We start from the raw sequence: 11,820 nt of genomic DNA on the forward strand, positions 1-11,820 counted from the left end.
ACAGGTCAGGAATGAAGGGGAGGGACATCTGATGTTCGAACGAAGAGTTTTTTCACGCACCGTCGCAGCAGCCGCCATCGCGGGCGTTGCAGGCCTTGCGCCTGCCAAGGCCGAGGACAGCGTCAAGGTCGGCCTGATCCTGCCGATGACCGGCGGCCAGGCCTCGACCGGCAAGCAGATCGAAAACGCGATCAAGCTCTACATGCAGCAGAAGGGCGACACCGTCGCCGGCAAGAAGATCGAGATCATCCTCAAGGACGACGCCGCGATCCCGGACAAGACCAAGACCGCTGCGCAGGAGCTGATCGTCAACGACAAGGTCAACTTCATCGCCGGCTTCGGCGTGACGCCGGCCGCGCTGGCGGCCGCGCCGCTGGCGACGCAGGCCAAGATCCCGGAAGTCGTGATGGCGGCCGGCACCTCCATCATCACCGAGCGCTCGCCCTATATCGTGCGCACCAGTTTCACGCTGGCGCAGTCCTCGACCATCATCGGCGACTGGGCGGTGAAGAACGGCATCAAGAAGGTGGCGACGCTGACCTCGGACTACGCGCCGGGCAATGACGCGCTGAACTTCTTCAAGCAGAACTTCACGGCGGGCGGCGGCGAGGTGGTCGAAGAAGTCAAGACGCCGCTGCAAAACCCGGACTTCGCGCCGTTCCTGCAGCGCATGAAGGACGCCAAGCCCGACGCGATCTTCGTGTTCGTGCCGGCCGGCCAGGGTGGCAACTTCATGAAGCAGTATGCAGAGCGCGGCCTCGACAAGGCCGGCATCAAGGTGATCGGGCCGGGCGACGTCACCGACGACGACCTGCTCAACAACATGGGCGATGCCGTGCTCGGCACGGTCACCGCGCATCTCTACTCCGCGGCGCACCCCTCGCAGATGAACAAGGATTTCGTCGCAGCCTACAAGAAGGCGTTCGGCAATCGTCCGGGCTTCATGGCGGTGAGCGGCTATGACGGCATCCACCTGATCTACGAGGCGCTCAAGAAGACCAATGGCGACACCGACGGCACCAAGCTGGTCGAGGCCATGAAGGGCCAGAAGTGGGAGAGCCCGCGCGGTCCGATCTCGATCGACCCCGAGACCCGCGACATCGTGCAGAACATCTACATCCGCAAGGTCGAGAAGGTCGACGGCGAGCTCTACAACGTCGAGTTCGCGACCTTCGAGGCCGTCAAGGATCTCGGCAAGACCAAGAAGTGACGCGCGCAAGCGCGTCATCCCGGGGCGCGCATTAGCGCGAACCCGGGATCTCATGCCCCTTGCTCCGCGTCATGCCCGGGCTTGTCCCGGGCATCCACGCGAAGCCAGGAAAACAAAGTCCGGACAAGAACGTGGATGGCTGGGACAAGCCCGGCCATGACGATAACTCTAAGCAGAGACGATGACCTCTATCCTCACCAACCTGTTCGATGGCGTTGCCTACGGCATGCTGCTGTTCGTGCTCGCGTGCGGGCTTGCGGTCACGCTCGGATTGATGAACTTCGTCAATCTCGCCCATGGCGCCTTCGCCATGGCCGGCGGCTATGTCTGCATGGTGCTGGTCAACCGGATGGGCTGGCCGTTCTTCGCAGCGCTCCCGCTCGCTTTCGTCTCCTCTGCCGCGATCGGCATCGCGCTCGAGCGGACGCTGTACCGCCACCTCTATACGCGCAGCCATCTCGATCAGGTGCTGTTCACCATCGGCCTGACCTTCATGTCGGTCGCTGCCGTCGACTACATCCAGGGCTCTTCGCGCGTCTTCATCAACCTGCCGGCGGCGCTTCAGGGGCAGTTTGACCTGTTCGGCGTCGGCATCGGCCGCTACCGGCTGATGATCATCGTGATCTGCGGCCTGCTCACCATCGCGCTCCAGATGGTGCTGGCCAAGACCCGCTTCGGCAGCCGCTTGCGCGCCGCCGTCGATGACCCGCGCGCCGCGAGCGGCCTCGGCATCAACGTGCCGCAGGTGTTCGCCTTCACCTTTGCCTTTGGCTGCGGGCTCGCAGGCCTCGGCGGCGCACTGAGCGCCGAGATCCTCGGCCTCGATCCGTATTTCCCGCTGAAGTTCATGATCTACTTCCTGATCGTGGTCACCGTCGGCGGCTCGTCCTCGATCACCGGCCCGTTCCTGGCCTCGCTCCTGCTCGGCATCGGCGACGTCGCCGGCAAATATTACGTGCCGAAGATGGGCCCCTTCGTGATCTACACCATGATGATCGTGATCCTGATCTGGCGTCCGAACGGCCTGTTCGGCCGCACGGCCGCGCGTTGAGTTCGCCGATGAGCGCTTCCTCCGACGTCGGTTTTCACGCCCAACGCCAGGCGCGCTGGCACTACGGCGAAGTCGCCTTCTGGCTGATCGTGCTGGCCTGCGGCTTTGCATTTCCCACGCGCTATCTGATCATGACCGACATCCTGCGGCTGGCGCTGTTTGCGATGTCGCTCGATCTCATCCTCGGCTATGCCGGCATCGTCTCGCTCGGGCATGCTGCCTTCTTCGGCGTCGGCGCCTATGCCGCGGGGCTTCTCGCGCTTCATGGTATCGTGGGCGAGCCCGTGCTGGCGTTGATCGTCGCTGGCCTTGCCGCGATGGTGCTCGGCTTTGCCACCAGCTTCCTAGTGATCCGCGGCGTCGACCTGACGCGCCTGATGGTGACGCTCGGTATCGCGCTGCTGCTGGAAGCGCTCGCCGAGCGCTTCTCCAACATCACCGGCGGCACCGACGGCCTGCAGGGCATCGAGATGCAGCCGATCTTCGGCCAGATCCCCTTCGATATGTTCGGCAAGGCCGGCTTCTTCTATTCGCTGGCTGTCCTGTTCCTCCTGTTCCTGTTCGCCCGCCGCGTGGTGCATTCGCCGTTCGGCCTGTCGCTGCGCGCGATCAAGAACAATCCGCTGCGCGCTGCCGCGATCGGCATTCCCGTCAACCGCCGCTTGATCGCGATCTACACGCTCGCGGCGTTCTATGCCGGCGTCGCAGGCGCGCTGTTCACCCAGACCACGGCGATCGCCTCGCTCGACGTGTTTGCCTTCGAACGCTCCGCCGATCTGATGCTCGTGCTCGTCATTGGTGGGACCGGTTACCTCTATGGCGGACTGGTTGGCGCGGTGATCTTCCGCATGCTCCAGGAAGTGTTCTCCACCATCACCCCGCAATACTGGCAGTTCTGGATCGGTCTCGTGCTGGTCGTGATCGTGCTGGTCGGCCGTCAGCGCCTGCACCGCTGGGTGCTGTACGTGCCCAATCTGGTCATCAGGCAGATTGCGGGACGCAAGGCCGTCGTCGCCGTGCCGGAGAGCGACGCATGACCATCGTGCTCGAAACCCAAAATCTCGAAAAGCAATTCGGCGGCCTGCGCGTCACCCGCGATCTGTCCTTGAAGATCGAGCAGGGCGCTCGCCACGCGCTGATCGGCCCGAACGGCGCCGGCAAGACCACGGTCATCAACCAGCTCACCGGCGTGCTCAAGCCGAATTCGGGCCGCATCCTTCTCGAAGGCCAGGACATCACCGATCTTCCCGTGCACAAGCGCGTGCTGCGCGGCCTCTCGCGCACCTTCCAGATCAACCAGCTCTATCCTGACCTGACGCCGCTCGAGACCATCGGCCTCGCCGTTTCCGAGCGGCTCGGCCATGGCGGCGACTGGTGGCGGCGGATGGGGACGCGCAGCGACGTCAATGGCGAGATCGCCGATCTGCTGGCGCGCTTCCACCTGCTCGACGTCATGAACGAACAGACCGTGACGCTGCCTTACGGCAAGCAGCGCCTGCTCGAGATCGCGGTTGCCATCGCCGCCAAGCCGCGCGTGCTGCTGCTCGATGAGCCCGCCGCCGGCGTGCCAGAGAGCGAACGTCACGACATCCTCGCGGTCGTCGGCAGCCTGCCGCGCGACGTCACCGTGCTGCTGATCGAGCACGACATGGACCTCGTGTTCTCCTTCGCCGACCGCATCTCCGTGCTGGTTTCGGGCGCGCTGCTCACCGAGGGTTCGCCCGAGCAGGTGGCGCGCGATCCGCAGGTCAAGGCCGTCTATCTCGGCGAGGAGGCGGTCAATGTCTGACCTGCTCGCGATCGATGCACTTCGCGCCGGTTATGGCGAGGCGGTGGTGCTGCCCAACATGTCCCTGCGCCTCGCCGAGGGCCAGGTGCTGGCGCTGCTGGGCCGCAACGGCACCGGCAAGACCACGCTGATCAACTCGATCGTCGGCGTCACCCGCCGATTCTCAGGCAGCGTGGCGCTCGCCGGCGCCGATGTCACGTCGCTCCGGCCCGACCAGCGGGCGCGCGCCGGCATCGGCTGGGTGCCGCAGGAGCGCAACATCTTTCGCTCGCTGACCGTGGAAGAGAACATGACCGCGGTGGCGCAGCCCGGTCCCTGGACGGTCGAGAAGGTCTACGAGATGTTCCCGCGGCTGAAGGAGCGACGGAGCAATTTCGGCAACCAGCTCTCCGGCGGCGAGCAGCAGATGCTGGCGATCGGCCGCGCGCTCACCCTCAACCCGAAAGTGCTGTTGCTGGACGAGCCGACAGAGGGCCTTGCCCCCATCATTGTCGGAGAGCTCTTGAAGGCGATCGGCAGCATCACGCGGGCAGGCGGCATCTGCTCGATCATCGTCGAACAGAATGCCCAAAAGATTCTGGGGCTGGCCGACCGCGTTGTGATATTGGAGCGCGGGACGATCGTCCACGACGCTCCGAGCGCCGCGCTGAAAACCGACCCCTCGGTCCTGGAACGCCATCTCGGCGTCGCCGGGGCGGCGGCTCACTAAACTAAAATGTCCAGGGAGTAAGACATGCAGCGAACCAAAGCCCCCTTCCGCGCCGACGAGGTCGGCAGCCTCCTGCGTCCGGCCAAGATCAAGGAAGCCCGTAGCCGGCTCGAGAAGGGCGAGATCTCGGCCGACGATCTGCGCAAGATCGAGGACATGGAGATCGAGAAGGTCGTGCACAAGCAGGCCTCGATCGGGCTCAAGCTCGCGACCGACGGCGAGTTCCGCCGCTCCTGGTGGCATTTCGACTTCCTGGCCAAGCTCACCGGCTGCGAGCTGTTTCATCCCGACACCGGCATCCAGTTCGCAGGCGTGCAGACCCGGCACGACGCGGTGCGGGTGATCGACAAGCTCGACTTTCCCGACGACCACCCGATGCTGGACCACTTCCGCTTCCTGAAGAAGGTCGCCGACCAGGCCCACGTCACCGCCAAGATGACGATACCTTCGCCGGCGGTGCTGCACTTCCGCGGCGGCCGCAAGTCGATTTCGAAGGACATCTATCCCGATCTCGAGGCCTTCTACGAAGACCTCGGCAAGACCTACCGGAAAGCCGTCAAGGCGTTCTACGACGCCGGCTGCCGGTATCTCCAGTTCGACGACACCGTGTGGGCCTATCTTTGCTCGCAGGATGAACTGCAGAAGGCGCGCGAGCGCGGCGACAATCCGGACGGTCTCCAGCAGATCTATGCCCGCATCATCAACTACGCGCTGGCCGAGAAGCCCGCCGACATGGTGGTGACGACGCATGTCTGCCGCGGCAATTTCCGTTCGACCTGGATTTCTTCGGGCGGCTACGAGCCGGTTGCCGAGACCATGCTCGCCGGCACCAATTACGACGGCTATTTCCTCGAATACGACAGCGACCGCGCCGGCGGCTTCGAGCCGCTGCGCTTCCTGCCCAAGGGCAACAAGGTCGTCGTGGTCGGCGTCATCACCTCGAAGTTCGGCGAGCTCGAGAAGAAGGACGACATCAAGCGCCGTCTGGAAGAAGCAGCCAAGTTCGCCCCGCTGGAGCAGCTCGCGCTGTCGCCGCAATGCGGCTTTGCCTCGACGGAAGAGGGCAACGTCCTCTCCGAGGAAGAGCAGTGGGCGAAGCTCGGCCTTGCGGTCGAGATCGCGAAGGAAGTGTGGGGCTAGCACGCGTCACAAAATTCCGCTGTCATTCCCCGCGAAGGCGGGGAATCCAGTACGCCGCGGCTTGTCCGTATCACGTCGGCGTCTCTGGAATACTGGATCGCCCGATCAAGCCGGGCGATGACACTTGCGGGTTTTGCGGATAGTGCTGCTCATACACAAAACCCGGCCTCACCTCTCCGCCAGGTAAACCTCACCCAGCAGCGACGAGTTCGACCACGGCACCTGCTTGTTCTTGGTGCTCGACACCACCTCCGCCCGCACCCTTGTCAGCATCTGCTGCACTTCCAGTCCCGGCGTGCCGAGATGGCGGGAGAGGGCGGCGGAGAACGGCGAGTTGGCGCCTTCGCCGTCGAGTGCGACCTGGCCCGGCGCGGTCGCGAATGCGATCAGCGTGCCGGCCCCCAATGTCGCACCGGTGCCGAGACTCGTTGGCGCTGCGAGGCCCGAGGCGCCCTCGATGCCGCGATTGGTGCCGGTGGATGCGACCTGCTGTGCCATCGGATTGTTGCGACAGGCATCGAAGATCAGGATGTTGGTGCGGACCTGGTCGTCGAGGCCCACCATGATCGTGTCCATGTCGATCATCGCCTCGGTCATGCCCGTGCCGGGCTTGAGCTCGACGTCGACGGGAATGAGGTAATTGCGGCCGTCGACTTGCACGCCATGGCCGGCATAATAGACCACCGCGACTTGCGCCCGCGCGGCCTCCCGCAAAAAGTCGCGCGTCATCTTCTGCATCGCGGCGCGGTCGAGATCGATGCCTTCCGATACGGTGAAGCCGATCTCGCGCAGGCTCTTTGCGACCGCACGGGCATCGCTGGACGGGTTGGGTAGTGCCTTGACGTGTTGATAGGCGCCGTTGCCGATAATCAGCGCCATGCGCTTGCCGCGGCCGCTCGCGAGCGGAGACGGCGAGGGCGCCGGCGCTGCGGTCGCCTGCTGCTGTGACGGCGTGCTGGGCTGCTGCGCGATCGATATCGGCGCGTCGCGCGGGACCGGTGCGGGCGCTTCGGTGACGAGCGAGAGCCGCACCTTTGCGGTGGCCTGATTGGCCTTGCTGCCGGCGTCGGATGCACTGATACCGAGCGTTGCCTTGTAGTCCTCGCGCGCGTGCGCGTAGTCGCCCTTGGCCTCATAGGCCAGCGCGCGATGGATGTAGCCCGAGATCAGGACGCTGTTCGGCGGCGTCATGATATTGACCGGCGGCTTTTCCCTGGCGAGCCGGATCGCCTCGCTGCCGTCGGCGATGGCGCGATCGAGATCGCCCTTGGCGCGCCAGATCGCGGTGCGGTTGATCAGCGGCTGCGGCAGCGAGGGATCGAGCCGGATCGCCTGGTTGATATCGGCGAGCGCGCCGTCGTAATCGCCGAGCGCCTCCTTTGAGATGCCGCGGTTCTGGAACGAGAACGCGGATTTCGGATCGGACTTGATCGACATGTCGTAATCGGCAATGGCCTTGGCATAGTCATTTTTGCCGCGCCAGGCATTGCCGCGATTGTGGAAGATGATGCCGCTGGGCGGGCCGAGCTTCAGCGCGTCGTCGAAGTCCGCGATCGCGATGTCGTACTCGCCCTTGTCGTAATAGGCCGAGCCTCTGAGATTGTAGGCCGCCTCGCTCGGCTGGAGCCGGATCGCTTCGGTGATGTCGGCGATGACCTTGCTGTAGTCGCCCTTCTTGTTCCAGCCAACCGCGCGCCAGAAATAGACCGTCGCGAGTTGCGGGCCCTTGAACACCTTCAACGCGATGATCTTGGTGCAGGCGTCGATCATCTGATCCGCCGGCGTGGTGTCGGTGGTGCAGAGCGGCCCAAGCTGGTTGCGCGCCTGCGCGACAGCGGGCGCGGACCAGAGCAGGGCGGCAAGCAGAGCGGGGATCAGCAGCAGGCGGCGCAAGCAGGCCTCGGCGACAGGCGGATTTCGACGGTGGTTTCAGCCGTTTGGTCGCGCCGGCCTATGTCCCGGTTCACGCCCGGGCTTACCCAGGCAGCCACAAGTCACTTCCTTGGCTGCCGGGTCCGGATCTCCATCGATCCGCGCGCCATCTGCACCTCAAACCGCGACAGGAAGCTCATGCCGAGGAGGCCGTCGATGCCTGGCCCATAACTCTTGTCGTCGCTGCTCTGAACCGCGATCGGCACGTTGGTCGCCTCGAGCTTGCCCAGCGCGACCTTGTCGGCTTTGGTGAGCTTAGCCTTGATCTGCCCGTTGGCGGTGTTCAGCGTGATCTCGCTTGCGCCGCCGTCTGCAATCTTGGCCTTGCTCGCGAAGGACGACTTCACCGACACGTAGCTCGCGCCGGTGTCGAGCACGAACAGCCCGCGCACGCCGTTGATCTCCGCCTTGGCGGTGACGACACCTCTCTGTCCCTGCAATGGGAAGCTCTCCTTGCGGAGCTCGTTCGATGAGACGCAATTACCCTGCCGCTCATAGTCGGCGATGATCTTCTGGGTCTTGCTGGTGTCGCGCGTGGCGGGATCGAACGCAACCCAACGGTTGATCGGCGCTGTCGCCTCGCAGAACTGCTTCAAGGCGGCGTAGGCGTTGGCCATGCGCAGGAACACGCTGCTGGACACCATCTTCTTGTCGCCGGCGAAAAGCTCGATCGTGTCGGAGTAGTCGGTCAGCGCGCGGCGATAGTCGCCGGCACCATCCAGCGCCATGCCGCGCAGGTAGCGCGCGGTTTGGTCGGATGGGGCGCGCCTGACATACTCGTCCGCCGCTTCGACGGCTTTCGGGTAGTCGGTCAGTCTTATGTAGATGCTGACTGCCTTGTTCAGTGCGGTCAGCGGCGCTCCGCAGTTCTTGACGAAATTGAAGAGTCCGTCAGCGGCCTGTCGCCGATAGCCGAGCTTGTCGAGCCACTGCGCAAGATCATCGATGCTCTTCTGGTCGCAGGGCTCGCGCTTGAGCTCTTCCAGCTTCAGCCAGACGGACGGGTCGCGTGCGGCGGCGACCGGGAGTGGCCCGATGCGCGCATAGACGGACTGGAAGACTTCGTCGGGATTGTCGGTCAGGTAGCCCGCGTGGCCAATACCTGTGAGCGCAGTGAGCAATATCGCTGCAAGCCAAAACGACCTGAACATATCCAGCCCCGAACATCCTTGTCCGCCATGTATACCGATAAGTGTAGGCACGGCCAGACGCACGATGGGAGTGTCCCCAATCGGCGTAGCACCGCCAACCGACAGCACGTGGAGCAATTCCAGGGTATTCCCTGAGTGGGCAGAATTTGTTAGAGGACAGTGCCCAACAGGTCTGCCCACCAAATTCCCACACATGAAAAACGACGAAATCCTAAGTCAAATCACGGAGTTCTGCCGCAAGGCGGACATGGCGGAATCGACGTTCGGCCGGCGCGCGGTGAACGATGGGAAGCTGGTGCATCGCCTGCGCGAGGGCAAGCGCATCACCATCGATACGCTGGACCGGATCCAGGCCTATATGGCCGCATCCATGGCCGGCGGCGTGCCGCCGCCGCGCGGGCTTCAGGTGCCGCCCGAAAAGCGCGATCCACGCGGCAATTTCCGTTTCTTCGAGAACCGCCAGAAATACCTGCTGTTCGTCCACACCTGCAGCGAAAAGCGGGTGATCGCCGACAGGGTCGCGCTGGAGCTTTCCTCCATCCATCCGCGCCCACCGGCTCTGCGCGTGTTCGACGCCGGCGTCGGCGACGGCACGGTGCTGGCGCGGGTGCTGCGCGCGACGCACCAGCGCTACCCGCACATGCCGTTCTATGTCGCCGGCAAGGAGCTCAGTCTGGAAGACCTGCGCCTGACGCTGGAGAAGGTGCCGGACCGCATTTTCGAGCATCCGGCGTCGGTGTTCGTCTTCACCAACATGTTCTATTCGGAGGCGCCTTGGCTGACGCCGGCATCGCCGGCGGCCGCGGCTGCGACCGTCTGGCACGAGGTGCCGCTGCGGGGCGCCTCATCGGGCGAGTTCGAGCAGCAGATCGCGGAGCTGAGGCCGTTTTTGGAGCAGAATTGGCGTGCCGCGATCAGCCCACGCACGGCCATGCCGCTGTACGAGCGGCCGGTCGTCCTGGTGCTGTATCGCGAGGACCACAGGTTCTTGCTGGATTCGACCATTCCGCGGCCGGGCCAGACCGAAGCCAATTTCGACCTCGTCATCGCATCCCAGCCCTACCGCGCCCTGTCCTCGGTCAATTTCCGGGCCAAGCGGATCATCGCGCCCCTGGCGCGGGCGCTTCGACCGGGAGGCCGGCTGATCGGAATCCACTCCCACGGCCAGGATCCGGGCATGGAAATGATCCAGGCGATCTGGCCCGGAGAAAATCCTTTCGCTGTGAGCCGTCATGAGCTATTGCGCGCCGTTAAGTATGAACTTGGTTCGTTGGGCCGCGACTTAAATTTTAATGCATATGCGGATAACCGCTCGATCTTCAGGTATGATATGGAAGCGCTGCCCAACGAGGTAACCGGGACGATCGGAACCTCGACAGCCTTTGCAGCGTGGAATGCGGCGGTGTATGTCGCTCAGATTGAGGACGACCGGTTGACAGAAATGACTCAAAACGGCCGCACTCTGGATGCCGCCAGGGACGTGCTGCGGAAGTACAATGGGCTCTGGTTTCTCGACGAATCCTACGTCATCTCGCGCCGGCGTGATTGACATCATCCACAGGTAAACATCGCAAACGCCCGCCGGTTTAGCGGCGGAACAAGGGGTTACTGATGCGCGCGTCCTATCTCTTCACCAGCGAGTCCGTGTCCGAGGGCCATCCGGACAAGGTGTGCGACCGGATCTCCGACGAGATCGTCGATCTGTTCTACCGCGAAGGGCCGAAGGCCGGCATCGACCCCTGGCAGATCCGCGCCGCCTGCGAGACGCTGGCGACCACCAACAAGGTGGTGATCGCCGGTGAGACCCGCGGTCCGAAGTCGGTGACCAACGAGCAGATCGAGGGCGTCGTCCGCGGTGCGATCAAGGACATTGGCTACGAGCAGGAAGGCTTCCACTGGAAGACCTGCGACATCGAGATCCTCTTGCATCCGCAGTCGGCCGACATCGCCCAGGGCGTCGATGCGCTTCAGCCGGGCGAGGTCAAGGAAGAGGGCGCGGGCGACCAGGGCATCATGTTCGGTTACGCCACCAACGAGACGCCCGATCTGATGCCGGCGCCGATCTTCTACGCCCACAAGATCCTGCGCCTGATCTCCGAAGCCCGTCACTCCGGCAAGGAGAAGGTGCTCGGTCCGGACTCCAAGAGCCAGGTCACCGTGCAGTACGAGAACGGCAAGCCCGTCGGCGTGCGCGAGATCGTGGTCTCGCATCAGCACCTGGTCGAGGACATCTCGTCCAAGCAGATCCGCGACATCGTCGAGCCCTATGTGCGCGAGGCGCTGCCGAAGGACTGGATCACGCCGAAGACGATCTGGCACATCAACCCGACCGGCAAGTTCTACATCGGCGGTCCCGACGGCGATTCCGGCCTGACCGGCCGCAAGATCATCGTCGACACCTATGGTGGCGCGGCCCCGCATGGCGGCGGCGCGTTCTCCGGCAAGGATCCGACCAAGGTCGACCGCTCGGCGGCTTACGCTGCGCGCTACGTCGCCAAGAACATCGTTGCTGCCGGCCTTGCCGACCGCTGCACGCTGCAGCTCGCCTACGCCATCGGCGTGGCGCGGCCGCTGTCGATCTACATCGACACCCACGGCACCGGTAAGGTGCCGGAGGAGCAGCTCGAGAAGGCGGCGGCGCAGGCGATGGATCTGACGCCCCGCGGCATCCGCAGCCATCTCGACCTCAACCGCCCGATCTACGCGCGCACCTCGGCCTACGGCCATTTCGGCCGCACGCCCGACAACGAGGGCGGCTTCTCCTGGGAGAAGACCGATCTCGTCGAGCAGCTCAAGCGCGCGCTCTGATTCACTTGCGTCATTCCGGGGCGCCGCCAT

Annotated in this window: 10 protein-coding genes; 8 read left to right on the top strand and 2 right to left on the bottom strand. The window is 64.3% G+C overall.

Features of this window, described 5'->3' with window-relative positions:
* Positions 1-31: 31 nt before the first annotated feature.
* The 6 genes from CV770_RS20875 (at position 32) to CV770_RS20900 (ending at position 5,899) form a co-directional block, all read left to right on the top strand.
* Entirely contained in the window at positions 32-1,210 is a 1,179-nt protein-coding gene (locus CV770_RS20875) for an ABC transporter substrate-binding protein (RefSeq protein ID WP_091959101.1), read from the top strand.
* Between the two features lie 181 nt (positions 1,211-1,391).
* A complete protein-coding gene (locus CV770_RS20880) occupies positions 1,392-2,261 on the top strand; it encodes a branched-chain amino acid ABC transporter permease (RefSeq protein WP_028143352.1) in 870 nt (289 codons plus the stop codon).
* 8 nt (positions 2,262-2,269) lie between these two features.
* Positions 2,270-3,298: a branched-chain amino acid ABC transporter permease gene (locus tag CV770_RS20885; protein ID WP_104463656.1), complete on the top strand. Its 1,029-nt coding sequence runs from the start codon at positions 2,270-2,272 to the stop codon at positions 3,296-3,298.
* Positions 3,295-4,050, top strand: a complete 756-nt coding sequence (locus CV770_RS20890; protein WP_104463657.1) for an ABC transporter ATP-binding protein — start codon at positions 3,295-3,297, stop codon at positions 4,048-4,050. The genes CV770_RS20885 and CV770_RS20890 overlap by 4 nt, the downstream gene beginning before the upstream one ends.
* Positions 4,043-4,759, top strand: a complete 717-nt coding sequence (locus tag CV770_RS20895) for an ABC transporter ATP-binding protein (protein WP_104463658.1) — start codon at positions 4,043-4,045, stop codon at positions 4,757-4,759. Before CV770_RS20890 ends, CV770_RS20895 begins: the two co-directional genes overlap by 8 nt.
* 24 nt (positions 4,760-4,783) lie before the next feature.
* The gene (locus CV770_RS20900) at positions 4,784-5,899 is read left to right on the top strand and encodes a cobalamin-independent methionine synthase II family protein (RefSeq protein WP_104463659.1); all 1,116 of its coding nucleotides are present in this window, start codon (positions 4,784-4,786) and stop codon (positions 5,897-5,899) included.
* Between the two features lie 168 nt (positions 5,900-6,067).
* Here the strand turns inward: CV770_RS20900 and CV770_RS20905 are convergent, their stop codons facing one another.
* Positions 6,068-7,792 (bottom strand): caspase family protein, encoded by a 1,725-nt coding sequence (locus CV770_RS20905; protein WP_104463660.1) that lies wholly within the window; start codon positions 7,790-7,792, stop codon positions 6,068-6,070.
* Positions 7,793-7,893: 101 nt separating this feature from the next.
* The gene (locus tag CV770_RS20910; RefSeq protein ID WP_104463661.1) at positions 7,894-8,982 is read right to left on the bottom strand and encodes a TIGR02281 family clan AA aspartic protease; all 1,089 of its coding nucleotides are present in this window, start codon (positions 8,980-8,982) and stop codon (positions 7,894-7,896) included.
* A gap of 193 nt (positions 8,983-9,175) precedes the next feature.
* On the opposite strand from CV770_RS20910, the gene CV770_RS20915 reads away from it, so the two are divergent.
* Together CV770_RS20915 and metK are read left to right on the top strand one after the other, a co-directional pair.
* The gene (locus tag CV770_RS20915; RefSeq protein ID WP_018317408.1) at positions 9,176-10,531 is read left to right on the top strand and encodes a hypothetical protein; all 1,356 of its coding nucleotides are present in this window, start codon (positions 9,176-9,178) and stop codon (positions 10,529-10,531) included.
* A 62-nt stretch (positions 10,532-10,593) separates the two neighbouring features.
* Entirely contained in the window at positions 10,594-11,790 is a 1,197-nt protein-coding gene (gene metK / locus CV770_RS20920; RefSeq protein ID WP_018317407.1) for a methionine adenosyltransferase, read from the top strand.
* Positions 11,791-11,820 lie beyond the last annotated feature (30 nt).

The organism is Bradyrhizobium sp. AC87j1 (assembly GCF_002936975.1).
Taxonomy (GTDB): Bacteria; Pseudomonadota; Alphaproteobacteria; order Rhizobiales; family Xanthobacteraceae; genus Bradyrhizobium; species Bradyrhizobium shewense.

What these genes read in the sequence shown, in the direction of transcription:
- CV770_RS20875 (WP_091959101.1), top strand. Translation starts at nt 32, where the DNA reads ATGTTCGAACGAAGAGTTTTTTCACGCACCGTCGCAGCAGCCGCCATC.
- CV770_RS20880 (WP_028143352.1), top strand. Translation starts at nt 1,392, where the DNA reads ATGACCTCTATCCTCACCAACCTGTTCGATGGCGTTGCCTACGGCATG.
- CV770_RS20885 (WP_104463656.1), top strand. Translation starts at nt 2,270, where the DNA reads ATGAGCGCTTCCTCCGACGTCGGTTTTCACGCCCAACGCCAGGCGCGC.
- CV770_RS20890 (WP_104463657.1), top strand. Translation starts at nt 3,295, where the DNA reads ATGACCATCGTGCTCGAAACCCAAAATCTCGAAAAGCAATTCGGCGGC.
- CV770_RS20895 (WP_104463658.1), top strand. Translation starts at nt 4,043, where the DNA reads ATGTCTGACCTGCTCGCGATCGATGCACTTCGCGCCGGTTATGGCGAG.
- CV770_RS20900 (WP_104463659.1), top strand. Translation starts at nt 4,784, where the DNA reads ATGCAGCGAACCAAAGCCCCCTTCCGCGCCGACGAGGTCGGCAGCCTC.
- CV770_RS20910 (WP_104463661.1), bottom strand. Translation starts at nt 8,982, where the DNA reads ATGTTCAGGTCGTTTTGGCTTGCAGCGATATTGCTCACTGCGCTCACA.
- CV770_RS20915 (WP_018317408.1), top strand. Translation starts at nt 9,176, where the DNA reads ATGAAAAACGACGAAATCCTAAGTCAAATCACGGAGTTCTGCCGCAAG.
- metK (WP_018317407.1), top strand. Translation starts at nt 10,594, where the DNA reads ATGCGCGCGTCCTATCTCTTCACCAGCGAGTCCGTGTCCGAGGGCCAT.